The 15,961-nt window shown below is 37.8% G+C and carries 14 protein-coding genes and 1 tRNA gene; 11 read left to right on the forward strand and 4 right to left on the reverse strand.

Annotated features, from left to right (window positions below; translation table 11 throughout):
• Positions 1-130: 130 nt before the first annotated feature.
• On the reverse strand, positions 131-1,507 hold the full coding sequence (locus tag PHO43_RS05875) for an aldo/keto reductase (protein ID WP_045088782.1): 1,377 nt from the start codon (positions 1,505-1,507) through the stop codon (positions 131-133).
• 217 nt (positions 1,508-1,724) lie between these two features.
• Positions 1,725-1,798: transfer RNA gene (locus PHO43_RS05880), tRNA-Arg, on the reverse strand.
• 203 nt (positions 1,799-2,001) lie between these two features.
• On the opposite strand from PHO43_RS05880, the gene PHO43_RS05885 reads away from it, so the two are divergent.
• From PHO43_RS05885 to tsf, 11 genes are all read left to right on the forward strand, one after another.
• Positions 2,002-2,934: a ring-cleaving dioxygenase gene (locus PHO43_RS05885; RefSeq protein WP_045088783.1), complete on the forward strand. Its 933-nt coding sequence runs from the start codon at positions 2,002-2,004 to the stop codon at positions 2,932-2,934.
• Between the two features lie 7 nt (positions 2,935-2,941).
• Entirely contained in the window at positions 2,942-3,568 is a 627-nt protein-coding gene (locus PHO43_RS05890) for an alpha/beta hydrolase (protein ID WP_053826894.1), read from the forward strand.
• Between the two features lie 47 nt (positions 3,569-3,615).
• On the forward strand, positions 3,616-3,966 hold the full coding sequence (locus tag PHO43_RS05895) for a cupin domain-containing protein (RefSeq protein WP_045088785.1): 351 nt from the start codon (positions 3,616-3,618) through the stop codon (positions 3,964-3,966).
• Between the two features lie 293 nt (positions 3,967-4,259).
• A complete protein-coding gene (locus PHO43_RS05900) occupies positions 4,260-4,892 on the forward strand; it encodes a hypothetical protein (protein WP_288011627.1) in 633 nt (210 codons plus the stop codon).
• A 413-nt stretch (positions 4,893-5,305) separates the two neighbouring features.
• Positions 5,306-8,530, forward strand: coding sequence for a SusC/RagA family TonB-linked outer membrane protein (locus PHO43_RS05905; protein WP_288011635.1), 3,225 nt, complete (start codon positions 5,306-5,308; stop codon positions 8,528-8,530).
• An 18-nt stretch (positions 8,531-8,548) separates the two neighbouring features.
• On the forward strand, positions 8,549-10,294 hold the full coding sequence (locus PHO43_RS05910; RefSeq protein WP_045088787.1) for a RagB/SusD family nutrient uptake outer membrane protein: 1,746 nt from the start codon (positions 8,549-8,551) through the stop codon (positions 10,292-10,294).
• Between the two features lie 63 nt (positions 10,295-10,357).
• The gene (locus tag PHO43_RS05915) at positions 10,358-10,858 is read left to right on the forward strand and encodes a hypothetical protein (RefSeq protein WP_052673047.1); all 501 of its coding nucleotides are present in this window, start codon (positions 10,358-10,360) and stop codon (positions 10,856-10,858) included.
• A gap of 211 nt (positions 10,859-11,069) precedes the next feature.
• On the forward strand, positions 11,070-11,525 hold the full coding sequence (rplM, locus tag PHO43_RS05920) for a 50S ribosomal protein L13 (RefSeq protein ID WP_045088788.1): 456 nt from the start codon (positions 11,070-11,072) through the stop codon (positions 11,523-11,525).
• Between the two features lie 5 nt (positions 11,526-11,530).
• Positions 11,531-11,917 (forward strand): 30S ribosomal protein S9, encoded by a 387-nt coding sequence (gene rpsI, locus PHO43_RS05925; RefSeq protein ID WP_045090730.1) that lies wholly within the window; start codon positions 11,531-11,533, stop codon positions 11,915-11,917.
• Positions 11,918-12,102: 185 nt separating this feature from the next.
• Positions 12,103-12,960, forward strand: coding sequence for a 30S ribosomal protein S2 (rpsB, locus tag PHO43_RS05930; RefSeq protein WP_045088789.1), 858 nt, complete (start codon positions 12,103-12,105; stop codon positions 12,958-12,960).
• Between the two features lie 24 nt (positions 12,961-12,984).
• Positions 12,985-13,806 (forward strand): translation elongation factor Ts, encoded by an 822-nt coding sequence (gene tsf, locus PHO43_RS05935; RefSeq protein ID WP_053826890.1) that lies wholly within the window; start codon positions 12,985-12,987, stop codon positions 13,804-13,806.
• Between the two features lie 112 nt (positions 13,807-13,918).
• Here tsf and PHO43_RS05940 read toward each other — a convergent pair whose 3' ends face one another.
• Entirely contained in the window at positions 13,919-14,560 is a 642-nt protein-coding gene (locus tag PHO43_RS05940; RefSeq protein ID WP_053826889.1) for a 4'-phosphopantetheinyl transferase superfamily protein, read from the reverse strand.
• Between the two features lie 7 nt (positions 14,561-14,567).
• Positions 14,568-15,905, reverse strand: a complete 1,338-nt coding sequence (gene gldE / locus PHO43_RS05945) for a gliding motility-associated protein GldE (RefSeq protein WP_288009620.1) — start codon at positions 15,903-15,905, stop codon at positions 14,568-14,570.
• Between the last annotated feature and the right edge of the window lie 56 nt (positions 15,906-15,961).

Consider the following 15,961-nt stretch of genomic DNA (forward strand, 5'->3'; position numbering starts at 1 on the left):
AGGTACAAACTGAAGCTCTGCGAAATAAGCAAAATACTTGTTCAAAACTCCCGAGATATCGAGAAATAATAATGAAATAACAATAAAAAAGGCTATTGCCAAAGCAACTCTTATTTTCTTTAACATGGCATCAGGTTGTTTTTAATTGTTGAACAAGATTGTCTATATTTAGTAATTCTGTGGGTATTTTTATGTTCTGAGGACAGGTAATTTCGCACTCCCCGCAATTAATGCAATGGTTTGCCTGCTCCAGTTCGGGAATAGTACGGTTGTAATCTGTTAAAAATGCCCTGGATGAACGTTTAAACTCAGCATCGCGAGGCCCATCCAGATTTGGCAGATTGCTATCCCAGGTAGCCTTGTTGTAATATAGCAGCACTCCCGGAATATCAACACCATATGGACATGGAACACAATATTTGCAATCTGTGCATGGGATAGTTTTTATGGAACGTATTATATCTGCAGCTGTGAGTAGCATATCTTTTTGTTTATCATTAATCTGAACAAGAGGAGAGAATGTTTTAATATTTTCCTGCAGATGTTCCATTAATGTCATGCCACTCAATACCACCATAACATTCGGATGTGAACCTGCAAAACGAAATGCCCACTGTGCTGGTGTGCTGTTAGGACTCTCTTCCTGCATCATCTCCAATACTGCTCGGCTTACTTTTGCAAGACGACTTCCCAGCAGAGGTTCCATAATCATTACCGGAATATTTCTCTCCACCAGTTTATTGTACATATATTCGGCAGGAACATACCCATACTTCCAGTCCAGGTAGTTCATCTGAATCATCACGAAATCCCACTCTACAGGCTCAGCAAGGACTTTGTTAAATAGTTGCTGATCTCCGTGAAAAGACCACCCCAGGTTGCGTATACGTCCTTCCTTCTTTTCATTCAGCAGGAAATCCAGCATTCCCCATTCTTTATAAATGCGCTCATACATTGAATCACTACTTAGGCTGTGCAGGTGATAATAATCGAAATAATCTACCTGAAGTTTTTCCATCTGCTTGTGATAAGTAGCAATTGCATCCTCTCTTGATTTAACGCTACCTGGTAATTTTGTTGAGACATAAAAACTGTTTCTTGGATATTTTTTCAGTATTTTACCGGTAAATGTCTCAGATTCTCCCTGGTGGTACATCCAGGCAGTATCATAGTAGTTAATGCCGTGTGCCATAGCGTAATCGATAAGCTGTTCTGCTTTTTCCTCATCAATGAATCTCCTTACCCCTTCCGGAGTCTCTCTTTCCACTGTAGGATAGCGCATTGTACCAAATCCTAACAGAGAAATCCTGTCACCAGCTTTTGACAATGTTCTATAAGTCATTTTATCTGTTGGGATGTTCGTTAAATCCGGAACGATCTGGTCGGTTTTTATTTTTTTCCCACAGCTGTTCAGATAAAAGCTTGCTGGTATAGCTGCTGCACCAATTCCCATGTATTTTAAGGCTGCTCTTCGCGAGATTTTATGTTTTCCATCGTCACCTTTCATAGCTTATATGTTTTTTATAGTATGTCACAAATATAGATAAAAGTTTAAATTTTTTTTATTAAGGACCAAAGAAATTAAAGTCCTGACTCCCCTCATGTTGCCCACTCCAGTTAATAGGACAGGAAAAGATTTACTGTACCATTATTCTTGAATATAACAAAAAAGCCACCTGACTTTTTTTACAGTCAGGCAGCTTTTAGGCGTGCGTTGTTTCGAGTGACCCCGCCAGGGTTCAAACCTGGAACCTTCTGATCCGTAGTCAGATACTCTATTCAGTTGAGCTACGGGGCCTTATTTGAGAGTGCAAAGATACATCAATTTCATAAAATCACAAAAAAGTTGACTTATAATTTTTAGTCTTATAATATACATGTTGATTTTAAACAGCTTAAGCATATTAATTAGTAGTGATTTTTAATGTTCAGTATTAGAGTGTGAACTTTTCGATATACAGCTTGTTATAGATAAATAGAATAATAAAAATACAGATATAGATGAAAACAGATATATTAGGGCTGCATCATGTAACTGCAATATCCAACAGTGCACAAGGCAATTTTGATTTTTACACAAATGTACTTGGCCTCAGACTTGTAAAAAAGACTGTAAACTTTGATGATCCCGGTACTTATCATTTCTACTTTGGCGATGAGCAGGGTACTCCCGGCACAATAATAACTTTCTTTCCCTGGGAGGGAATAGGTAAGGGTGTTAATGGTGCCGGAATGGCAACACATACTGCCTACTCAGTACCTTCGGGAAGTTTTGATTTCTGGAAAAGCAGACTCCAGAGTTTTGGAATCGAATCTCAAGAGAGTGTTATCTTTAATGAGAAAGTTTTATCATTTAATGATCCAGACGGAATGCAGTTGCAACTTGTTATTCCTGAAAAAAATGATGACAGAGAACCGTGGACAACGGATCAGATTGGAAAAGAGGTTGCTATAAGAGGATTTCATACTGTTACTCTTACACTTTGGTCGGCCGGACCAACTGCAAGTGTTCTGACAGATATATTGGGGTACACTCAAATTATGCATGAAGGCAACAGGTATAGATTTGCAGTTGATACTGTAAATAATGCAAATTATATAGATATTTTAGAGGATAGTGAAGCACCGGGTGGAAGAAATGCCGGTGGAACCAATCATCATATAGCTTTTAGGGTTAAGGATGATAATATCCTTATGGAGGTTAGAAAAAAAGTGACTGAAGCAGGTCTGCAGATTACTCCAAAAATTAATCGCGATTACTTTTTCTCACTCTATTTCAGAGAGCCGGGAGGAGTGTTGTTTGAACTGGCTACCGATAACCCCGGATTTACTGTTGATGAACCACTTGATAAACTGGGCAGCTCTCTAAGGTTGCCAAAAAGGTATGAGAGTATGAGGGATAAGATTGAGAGTGTTCTTCCTGATTTAAAATAAGAAAATAATGTCACATATACTTGATATAAAATATGGTGGAGTATCGGTTAATGAGGCTGATAAAGCTATAATTATGCTTCATGGAAGAGGAGGAAAAGCAGAAGATATCCTCTCGATATCACAATATCTTGAACTTCCCGGTTTTGCACTCGTTGCTCCACAAGCAACAAATAGCACCTGGTATCCCTATTCTTTTCTTGCACCAATAGAAGAAAATGAGCCATGGCTATCATCAGCTATCGATATTGTTGGTAAGACATTTGAAGAGTTGCTGAATCATGGTTTCACTGCAGAAAATATCTATTTTCTCGGATTCTCTCAGGGAGCCTGTCTCACTTTGGAGTACACAGCTCGTAATGCACAGCGTTATGGAGGAATTGTAGCCTTTACAGGAGGATTGATAGGAGATGAAATTGATCCTGCAAAATATAAAGGAGATTTTGAACAAACACCTGTTATGCTGAGTACCGGTGATCCAGATGCACATGTGCCTGTTGATCGTGTTCTATCTACTTCAGGTTTCTTTAAAGAGATGAATGCTTCGGTCACTGAAAAGGTTTTCCCTGGCAAAGTGCATTCTGTTTCAATGAAAGAGATTGAAATTGCAAATAATTTGATTTTTGGTCAGAAATAGTAGCAATTAATTTATGATCACTTTATTACAATATTAATAGGATAAGTATGAAAGTTACTCGTGTATATAGTGATGAAAACGGAGAGTCTCGTTTTGATGAAATTGATGTACCACTTTTTAATAAAGGTGAGATCGGTTACCTCTCAGAATCAGTTGCAGTGAAATCACTTCAGTTCCGAAAGGTGCCACCTGATTATGATTATGATTTTCACAACGCGCCTCAGCGGCAATATATTGTTTTGCTTGATGGGGGTGTTGAAATTGAGACCTCACTTGGTGAGATAAGAAGGTTTCAGACAGGTGAAATTTTACTGGTTGAAGATACGGCAGGAAAAGGACATCGCACAAGAAATCTGGAAAAGAGAGAACGCACATCGATATTTATCCATCTGCTATAGAGGATATAGTTGCAGTTAAATATTGATTTCCCGATTGGAGTTAAGTCCGATCGGGATTTATTTTTATGCTAAAAAATCAAATTGGAATGTTTATTGTTAAAATATTAACTTCTGTTCAAAATGTAGCTGATTTAGATTACTTTTTACTACAAAAAAGGAGTAGCAGGTAATTGTATTAACATAGTTAAGAAAATAAAAGACAAAAAACATAAAACAAAATTAAGCTTATGACGTTATAGTGAAAGATTGAATTAATATATTTTAAACGTTAAACCTTCGATAAATTTTAATCTATGAGCCTAAAACATTTTTCTATTTTAATTTTTATTGGTTTGCTTATGCTTTCCTGTGGTGGAAACAGATCTTCGGATGAAGGGAAAGACGGATCGCCCGGACTTTCTGAGGCTGTAGGTGGTTTTAGAAACCTTAATAAAGCTGCGAAAGCTGCTGAGGGCTGGGAAAAGAAACAGAGCGATTTGCAAAGCAAAACGCCGTTAACTAATGATGAGATGAAGGCTGTTTTGCCGGAAAGTTTAGCTGGAATGAAGCGCACAAGATTCTCTGTTGGAGATGCTTCTATGATGGGTTTGGTTACAGCTCAGGCAACTTACTCTGATGATCAGAGCAGGAGTGTTGAGCTGTCGATTATGGATGGTGCAGGAGAAGCCGGTTCAGGTGTGATCGCAATATATGTGATGTCTCTTTCAATGGATATGGAAGAGGAGACTGAGTCGGGATTCAGTAAAAATACAACAATTAATGGTAGTCGTGCTTCAATTAAAGAGCAGAGGGGGGATGACTGGGTAAATTCTGAGATAGGAGCCTTGGTGTCAGATAGGTATCTCGTGACGCTTAATGGATCAGGGTTGACCTATAAGGAGTTGGAGGATGTTTTTAAGGAGCTCAATTTTATAGGTCTTAAATAATAGATCAGGCTCTACTTCTTATAATATACGGCAGAGCGATGTTCTGCCGTATATTTTTTTAAATAAATAGGTAATGGATAGTCTTCACTGATACACACATGTTAGGTATTATTAAAAATAATTTAACATGTGGTTTAATAATTATTTTGTTGAATATTTTGCAAAATTAATGTTTGTTACTATCTTTGGGCGTGTACTAGTGAAAGAGAATTAACCTAAAATGTTGTAAAGTGCTGAAAATAAGGCAGAGGAGACTATTATGATGGCCCGGACGCCTGTTTCGGACTTATATTGTTAGCAAAATTAAATTGGAGTTATGTTAAATTTATTCATTAACTATTAATCATTGTTTTATGCAAAAAGAAAAACATTTGTTTTCAGAGTTGAGAAAGCTATGTCTGCTTTCTTTACTGATGATTGCCAGTGCAGGCTTGATGTTTGCACAGGTAAATGTTACCGGAGTGGTAACTGATGCTGATGGGGAAACACTCGTAGGTGTGAATGTTATCGAGAGAGGAACGGCACATGGGACTATCACCGATATAGATGGTAAATTTGCCCTTGACGTTGCTTCTCCGAATTCATATTTAGTATTTTCGTACGTGGGTTTCACTACCCAGGAAGTTCAGGTTGGAAACACTCGCAATTTCAATATTGTGTTGCAGCTCGACATGGAAACACTCGAGGAGATTGTTGTAGTGGGATATGGAACACAAGCAAAGAAAGATATTACAGGTTCTGTTGCTGTAGTAAACACCGAAGATCTTTTAATTACTTCAGGTTCTTCAGCAACACAACAGCTGCAAGGTAAAGCTCCTGGTGTTTATGTAGGACAAACAGGTTCTCCGGGATCTGCAACAATGGTACGTATTCGTGGTGTGAACACTGTTAATGATAACGGTCCATTATACGTTATTGACGGTGTTGCTACACGTAACCAGAACTTAAGTAGTTTGAACCCTAATGATATTGCAAGTATGCAGGTATTGAAGGATGCTTCTTCTGCTGCAATTTATGGTGCACAGGCTGCCAATGGTGTAATTCTTATTACAACAAAATCAGGTAGCAGAACAGGAGCTCCAAAACTTACCTATGATGCATATTATGGTATGCAGAAGACAACCTCAAGATATGATCTTGTAAACTCTATGGATAGGTTGAATTTGGAATGGGAAGCACAAAATAACTCTTTCCTGATTCGTGGTACTAAATTTGATGAGGATGGAAATGAAAGATTCCCGACTCATCCTCAGTTTGGTACAGGTCCAACTCCAAAGATTCCTAACTATATGACTACAACCGGTGCTAACGGTAGAACTGACATTAACATTAATGACTATTCATTCCCAAACAACCAGATGGTTAAGTTTTCTGACACAGACTGGTGGGATGAAGTTGACCGCACAGCTCCAATTCAGAATCACCAGTTGTCACTGGTAGGTGGTAATGACAGGGGTCAGTATCTGCTTGGTCTTAACTATTTCGATCAGCAGGGTACTGTAATTCACTCTTACTTCAAACGTTATCAGACCCGTATCAATACATCATTTGATATACGCAAATGGTTCAGAGTTGGTCAGAATTTACAGTTTACATATACAAAAGATCAGGGATTGCAGAGCAGTTCAGCAGAATCTTCAGCCTATTCTTATACTTACAGACCTTCACCGTGGGTGCCTGTTAAAGATGAGTTTGGCAACTGGGCAGGTTCTAAGATTGCAGGAACAGGTAACTTTGTTAACGTTGTTGCACGTGAAACAAGAAATAAAGACAACTATTGGGTAAATACCCGTCTGTTTGGTAACCTATGGGCTGAACTGGATCTTATGAAGGATTTGACTTTCCGTACCAGTTTTGGTCTTGACCATTCTACATTTTGGGGTTATAATATGAGCAAGAAGGATCCTGAATTCTCTGAAAGTCCGGGTACAAACTATTTCAATGAAGAGGCCAACAGTGGTTACAACCTGCAGTGGCAGAATACTCTTACTTACAGCAAAAGATTTGGAGACGTACATAGCTTAACAGTACTTTTAGGATCTGATGCTTTAAGAGGTGGACTTGGAAGAACACTCCGAGGCAGAAGATATAATTATCTGTTCGAAGATAATATTGATACATGGACGCTTCAGATGGGTGAAAACAACAACCAGAGACAGACTGAGTCATGGTATTGGGGTGAAACTGCACTATTTGGTGTGTTCGGTCGTGTTGACTATGGATTCGCCGACAAATATCTGTTCACTGGTATTGTACGTCGTGATGGTGCTTCTCGTTTCTCTCAGTCACAACGTTACGGAACATTCCCATCTGCATCTTTCGGATGGCGTGTTTCTGAAGAGGCCTTTATGGAAAATACACGTGATTGGTTAGATGACCTGAAGCTTCGTGTTGGTTATGGTTTGACAGGTAACTCTGAAATTCCTCGCGCAACTAACTTTGCATCTCTTTTCACAACTACTCCTGACAGAACAAACTATGACCTTTCAGGTGCAAATACAGGTACTTGGCTGGGATACAGACTATCTACATATGGTAACCCTGAAACCCGCTGGGAGGCTACAAAACAGCTGAACTTAGGTTTGGATATAACTTTCGGACAGGGTCGCTTCAATTCAACTCTTGAGTTCTATAATAAAGAAACTTCTGACATGTTGATTGGTGCTGCTTATTCTAACCTTGCTGGTGAGCCCGGAACTCCTTATATCAACTATGGTAGTATGAGAAACAGAGGTTTTGACTTCGCTTTCAATTACGCTGATAGAAAAGGTGATTTAGGATGGGATATTGCACTTAACCTATCAAGATATGAAAATGAAGTTCTTTCTCTTGCAGCAGCTGATGATTATGCAATCTACCAAAGTGGAACACGTATCTCAGATTCTGTAACAAGAACTATTAAGGGAGAACCAATTTCACATTTCTTTGGATATAATGTAATTGGATTCTATGAGTCAGAACAGGATGTATTGAGTTCACCAACTCCTTATGGTACAACAGCTAGCGCTATTACAAGTAATCCTGGATCTTATGTAGGTAAATTTAAATTTGAAGATGTTAATGGTGATGGCAAGATAGATAGCAGCGACCGTACTATCATTGGTAATCCTCATCCAGATCTTGTTGGAGGTTTGAACGTAGGCTTGACTTACAAGAATTTTGACTTTACTATGTTCTGGTATTCATCAATAGGAAATGATCTTTTCAACAACACCAAGTATTTCACAGACTTCCCATTGTTCGGTGGTAACCGTTCAACAAGAATGAGAGATTTGTCATGGAAACCGGGTGCAGATAATTCAAAGGCTATTCTTCCTATTCTGGACTCTAATGACAGTTGGGGTGGTGCAGTATCAAGTTCTTACTATGTTGAAGATGGTTCATTCCTGAAACTAAAGAACCTTGTATTGGGCTACACACTTCCTCAGGATTTAGTGAGAAAAGCTACAATTGAGAGACTGAGACTTTATATTCAGGCTGAAAATGTTCTTTCTTTTGACAGTTACACAGGATTAGATCCGGAATTCACAAATGCGGATACAGGTCAGGGTAGTGGAGCTGACCTTAGAAGAGGACTCGATATGGGTGGTTGGCCAACCACAATGCGTTTACTCTTTGGTGTTAACTTTACGTTCTAATCTTTAAAATTAATAAGTATGAAAAAAAATATATTATTGACACTTTTAATATCAGTATTTGTAATGCTGAGCTCCTGTGGAGAGGATTTCCTTTACATTGCTCCTCAGGGAAGTATCGACCAAAATGCGCTAAAGAACCAAACTGGTATTGACCTGCTTACTACAAATGCATATGCAAACTTCTCTGAAAATGGTTGGGGTGCATCTATTACCAACTGGACTTTCGGAAGTATGTATGGTGGTGATGCCAACAAAGGTTCTGACGCTAATGACCAGTCTGTTCTGAATACTATGGAAACTTATAGTATTTTAGCAAATAATGGATATATAGGTGAAAAATATTCTTGGGTATATAAAGGTGCCAAGCGTACCAATGTTGCCATTCAGACTATAAACGAAACTGAAGGTCTGCCTGATGCATTCAAGAATTCAAGACTTGGCGAAATGTATTTCCTTCGTGCATTGTTCTATTTTGAAGGAATCAGAGTATTCGGACCATATCTTCCATGGGTAGATGATACATTTACTGAAAATGATCCAAAGGTTCATAACGATATCGATATTTATCCAAAAGTATTGGCTGACATCGATCAGGCAATTGCGCTTCTACCTGCAACACAACCAGAAGTTGGTAGAGCTAACTCTTGGGCAGCAAAAGCACTTAAAGCAAAAGTTCTGATGCAGAGAGGTGATTTAGCAGCTGCTAAACCAATTCTGAAAGATGTAATTGATAATGGTGTTACTTCTAATAATCTGAAGTATGGTCTTGAGAATGATATGGATAGAAACTTCTATAGTCCAACTGATAATGGCAAGGAATCTGTTTTTGCAATTCAATTCTCAAACGACTATAACAATGCTAATCCTGGTATCTCAATTGCTTATCCTCACGGTGGAGCAGGTGGACCTGGTGGTTGCTGTGGTTTCTTCCAACCCTCTAATGAATTGGCAAACTCCTATAAAGTTGATGCAAACGGTCTTCCTTTCCTTGACAAATCATACAGGGATGCTCCTTTCGTAGCTGAAAGAAATACAGACCCTGCAGGTTATCTGTCAGTTAACGGAACAATGCCTGTTGACCCACGTCTTGACTTTGCAATTGGTCGTTTTGGTATTCCATATAAAGATTGGGGCCTACCACAGAACAACTGGGTAAGAGATGTTGCAAATGGTGGTTTCTATATGCCTAAAAAACATGTTTATACTAAGGAAGAGCTTGATGCAGGTCTTGCAAATGGTGGTATACACGATGGTTGGGCACCGGGTTCTGCTATCAATTATCAGTATCTGAGCTTCCGTGATATTCTTCTTCTTTATGCTGAGTGTCTTGCTAATGATAATCAATTGGCAGAAGCTATGAGTTATGTAAACATGATTCGTGAAAGAGCCGGACATGAGGATAATATTATTTTATTGCCAAATGGTGAGCCAGCTGCTAATTATCTGGTAAATCCTTATCCATCAACTCATGCTACATTCACTAATAAAGATCTTTGTATTGAAGCAATCCGCATGGAACGTAAGCTTGAACTTGCAATGGAAGGACAGCGCTGGTTTGACCTCGCTCGTTGGGGAGGACAATATATGGCTACAACTCTTTCTGAATATGTTGACTTTGAAAAGAATTTTATTACTAAATTTGCTTCGTCAGCTAAATTGGATGCAGCTAAAACAATGTTCCCTCTACCAGATGGTCAGATTCAAACAATGGGTAACGACGAAAATGGGAATCCTTATTTAGTACAACCGGATCCCTGGAAATAGAACTATTTTATAAATCGATAAAAAGGGAGGGCAACCTCCCTTTTTTTAATAAATTAATTATATATGGCAAAGTATAACCTGTTTATCTGTTTTGTTTTATTAATCGTGTTGATGGGCTGTAACAGCAATAGCAGCGAAAATAAGAATGAGGGTTCAGCTGAATTTGGTGAGTTCTCATACAAGTTTAGTATGGAAAGTGTGGATAATTATAAAGTAGAGTTTCAGATGAATCCCGATTCAACATATAAGATTGTACAGCAGAACATGTTCTTTGATAGATTTGCAGATAGGAGAAACCCAAGTACCAGGGAGGGTAAGTTGACCGCCGAAGAATTTGCCAGGTTTGATAAGCTTATCAGAGAAAGCAACATTTACAGCATGGAAGATGCATACGGTTTTGATGATGAAACCGAGAGCCCAATTATGTATATCATTGAACTTAATGATGGGGATAGCGTGAAATATGTTTCTATTAATCCTGAAACACCTCAAAACTTTTCATGGGAGTTTTCCGATTTAATTGAATTCACTACTAAGTTTATGGATTCTAAATTGGTAGATTGAGAAAATAAATTTTTTCATAAAAGAAAATAGCTTTAAACTCTTTGTTAATATATTGAATTATTGTAACTTTGCAGTCCGATTATTAGTTTTTTTCGATTAAGAGTTTGATTTTAAGCTTTTTATTTGCCTATTCTGTCCCTTAGCAAGACAAAACAGGAAGCAGAAAGAATCAACTTCACATTAACTTACTAATTAAATTAAACAAACAAGAATGGATACGCTTAGTTATAAAACCATTTCTGTAAACAGAGAAACGGCTCAGAAAGAATGGGTTGAAATAGATGCCACAGGGCAGACATTAGGGCGTCTCAGCTCAAAAGTAGCAAAATTACTTAGAGGTAAGTATAAAGCCAGCTTCACTCCACATGTGGATTGCGGTGATAATGTTATAATTCTGAATGCAGATAAAGTAATACTTACAGGAAATAAGTGGACAGAACGCACCTATTACCGCTATTCGGGATACCCAGGTGGTCAGCGTACATCTACACCATCAGAACTGATGGCAAAAGGTCCGGACAGACTCTTCAAAAAAGTTGTAAAGGGTATGCTGCCTAAAAATAAATTAGGTGATGCATTATTAAATAATCTGTTTGTGTATGCCGGTAATGAGCACCCACATCAGGCACAGAAACCAAAGAAAATCGATATTAACAGTCTTAAATAATAATGATGGAAGCAGTAAATGCAATAGGAAGGCGTAAAGCCGCAGTGGCCAGGGTTTTCGTGACCGAAGGTACCGGAAAGATCGTTATTAATAAACGTGAATTAGAAAATTATTTCCCATCTTCTATACTTCAGTACATAGTAAAACAACCATTAAATACTCTGAATGTAGCTGATAAATATGATATCAGAGTAAATCTAGATGGTGGTGGTTATAAAGGTCAGTCAGAAGCCGTAAGATTAGGTATTGCACGTGCTTTAGTGAAAATAAATCCTGAAGATAAGGCAGCATTAAGAGCTCAAGGCTTTATGACACGTGACCCACGTGTAGTTGAACGTAAGAAACCGGGACAACCAGGCGCCAGAAAGAAATTCCAATTCTCAAAACGTTAATATATTGGATATGTATGAAATCCGGATTATACCGGATTTTTACATAACAGCTGCGGTGCAGGCTAATACGTTTAGTATCTAAATTATAAGGACGTTATCCCTCAGAAGAGTTTAGTAAAGGGTAATTTACCTTATGATTCGACTAAAGAAAAAGAAAGTAAACGAATAATAACAAAAAAATCAAAATGGCAAAGTTAGAATTTGACCAACTATTAGAAGCCGGAGCGCATTTCGGCCACTTAAAAAGAAAATGGAACCCGGCAATGGCTCCTTACATATTTATGGAGCGTAACGGTATTCACATTATCGACCTTTATAAAACAATTGCTAAGACTGAAGAGGCTGCTGCAGCTATGAAGCAGATGGCTAAATCAGGAAAGAAAATCCTTTTTGTAGCTACAAAAAAACAGGCCAAACCTGTTATTGAGGCAAGAGCTCAAAGTGTGAACATGCCATACGTAATAGAGCGTTGGCCGGGTGGTATGCTTACTAACTTCCCAACAATCCGTAAAGCGGTTAAGAAGATGGGTAGTATAGATAAGATGATTAAGGATGGAACTTTTGATACTCTTTCTAAGAGAGAAAAACTTCAGATAACTCGTCAGCGTGCTAAACTGGAAAAGAACCTTGGTTCTATTCAGGATCTTACTCGTCTGCCTTCTGCAATTTTTGTTGTGGATGTGATGAAAGAACAGATTGCTGTAAGAGAAGCAGAACGTTTGGGAATACCTGTATTCGCAATCGTGGACACTAACTCTAATCCTTCAAATGTTGATTTTGTAATTCCTGCTAATGATGATGCTTCAAAAGCTATTGACCTGATTATAGGTGTTCTTTGCGATGCTATCAGAGAAGGTCTTGAAGAACGTAAAGTTGAGAAAGCCGATGCTGCAGCTGCTGAGGAACAGTCAGAAGATGCACCACAACGCAGAGAACGTAAAACTAAAGCTGCTAAGAAAGAGCGTGTAAAGAAGGAAGATTCTGAAGCGATGAAAGCAGCAGTGGTTAGCAAGTTCGCAAAAGATGTAGAGGTAGACGATTAATAAAAATAAAAAAACAATATATATATGGCAGTAACAATGGCAGATATACAGCACTTGCGCAAAATGACAGGTGCCGGTATGATGGATTGCAAAAATGCTCTGAATGAAGCGGGTGGTGATTTCGATAAAGCTATGGAAATTATCCGTAAAAAAGGACAGGCTATTGCAGCTAAAAGGGAAGATCGCGATGCTTCTGAAGGTTGCGTACTTGCTAAAACCGAAGGTAACTTTGGTGCAGTAGTTGCACTACAGTGCGAAACTGACTTTGTAGCAAAGAATGAAGACTATATTGCTTTAACAGAGCAGATACTTGATCTTGCTATGAGCAAAAAACCTGCAACACTGGACGAACTGCTTGCTCTTGAACTTAACAACGGAACAGTTGCTCAGGTTATCACTGATAAAATGGCTGCTACCGGTGAAAAGATGGAACTTGGCTACTATGAGTTTGTAACCGCTCCTTATGTAGCTTCTTACATACACATGGGTAATAAACTGGCTACCGTAGTTGGTTTTAATAAAGCTGATGTTGATGAAAATGTAGCTAAAGATGTTGCTATGCAGATTGCAGCTATGAATCCAATTGCTGTCACAGCTGATGGAATTCCTGCAGAAGTAAAAGAGAAAGAACTGGAAATAGCTCGTGAGAAAGCTCGTGAAGCAGGTAAGCCGGAAAACTTACTTGATAGAATTGCTGAAGGTGCTCTTACTAAATTCTATAAGGAGTCTACACTTCTTCAACAGGAATTTGTAAAAGACCCAAAGAAAACTATCGAACAGTACTTGAAAGAAAGTGATAAGGAATTGACAGTTACAGAATTCAAACGTGTATCACTTAGCGTTTAATAATAATATAACTGTTTCTTAATCAGATATAATTTTAAAAGCTCCGGACAATTCCGGAGCTTTTATTTTTAGTGTTGATTTGATATGTCCTTAAATATAGTTGACTTGAAAGTTAATTCTTTAAGGTGTCTACTACCCATGTAAGAACATACTCAGGATGTATCTCGTAATGCAGATTATATGTTCTGGTTTCTTTTGTTCTATATTCCGTAGCAGTAATAATGCCATTTTGAGATGGAGTGAATTTATGAATAAAGAGATGTTTTTTGAAATCAATACCTTGAGCATTAATCAATTTGAACATACACTCTTTAGCCGACCAGTGCAGAAGTTGATGAAGTATCTTCTTTTCAGGGTCGATATACTCATTTTCAGAAATAAATTTATAGGCTAGCTTCTCTACTCGATCTGACTTAATCTCTATATCTATTCCTACAGGATATAATTTATTTAGTAGAATTGCTGCATGATCTTTGGTGTGAGATATGCTTATGTGGTAGGAGTTATCAGCAAGATAAGGCTTGCCATCTTCGTGATTTTGAATGATCTTAATTTCACCAAGAAGCTCAAAGAGCATAATTCTAGTGGAAAGCCACTCTATTACACGTCTCTTTGACCCGATACTATTTATATAATTGTCAGCTTCAGAACGGATACTAGGAGGGAAAAGCTTTAAAAGCTCATCAATAGATTCATCCATTTTCCAAATACCCATCAGAGATCCGTTGTCAAAATAATCTTTTCTGATAAGCATATGTTATTTATTCAACTTCTTTTGTTTTTAATTTTGGAGGAATGTAGCGAACTTTAATAATTCTTTTCTTACTCATCTCCTCTGCCTGGAAAGTATATTTTTTATATGTAAAAGTTTCTTTCCGCTTTGGGAAATCTCCTTTCAACTCAAGTAGTAACCCTGCTAAAGTATCAACTTCATCAGACATTGCTTCGAAATCCTTTTCCGGGACATTCGTAATCTTAATAAAATCTTCAAGAGGTGTTTTACCTTCAAATATATATGTACCGTCTGCGGCTATAGTATATAAAGGCAACTCTTCATCATACTCGTCACTGATATCTCCTACAATCTCTTCGAGTATATCTTCCATTGTAACTAGACCAGATGTTCCACCATATTCATCTACAACTATTGCCATATGAATTTTATTTGACCGGAATTCTTCCAGCAAATCATCAATTCGTTTTGCACCGGGCACAAAATATGCAGATCTGATCAGTGACTGCCATTTAAAATTGTGAGGTTTGCCAAGATGAGGCAGAAGGTCTTTTACATAAAGTATCCCTTTTATATTGTCGGGATTATCCTCATATACAGGTATACGTGAGAATCCTGCTTCAACAATAAAGTCTATTACATCAACAAAAAGTGTTTGAATATTGATGGCGATCATATCACTTCTGGATATCTTGATGTCATCCACACTTTTATCTCTAAACCTGATAATACCTTCAAGCATCTCTTTTTCCTGATCTCTTGTAATTTCATCAGAAGTAATTTCAAGTGCTTTTGATAAGTCTTCCATCGACAACTCATGTTTACTATATGAGAGTGGGCGTGTATATGAGGTTGTTATTTTTGCAAGTAATCCTGAAAAAGGGCTCATCAACCTGCTTATAACGGTTATTAGCGGAGCATATCTGTTGGCGAATTTAAGTGGATCGTGTGATGCGTATAGTTTTGGGAGAATATCTACAAAAAGAAGAATTATAGATATTGTTATAACTGCCTCAAGTATAAGTTTTGAGCCAATTTCACCTGCAAAATAGGGTAACCTGTTTAATAGATATATTGTTAATACAGCTATTGTTACATTAAGTAAATTATAAGCCAGAACTAATGAAGCCAGTAGGTTTTCGGGCTTTTTTAGTAATGTGTTAGCCTTGTTTGTTATAGAGTCAGAAGATGAATATTTATCTTGACTGTACTCTTCGCTTAAGGAGAAATAAGCAACTTCTGAACCGGAAACGATAGCGTTCATAATTATAAGCAGAAGCAGCAAAACTGATATAAAATAGTCTAAAGCCACAGGTGTAAATACCGGCAGGGCTATTTGTAAAATCGATAAAGGGTCAGGATCCAAGTGACTAAGATTTAGTGAAACAAAAAGAGAATGTTACAATAACATTCTCTTACAAA

It is taken from the genome of Lascolabacillus sp. (assembly GCF_028696275.1).
GTDB lineage: Bacteria > Bacteroidota > Bacteroidia > Bacteroidales > Dysgonomonadaceae > Proteiniphilum > Proteiniphilum massiliensis.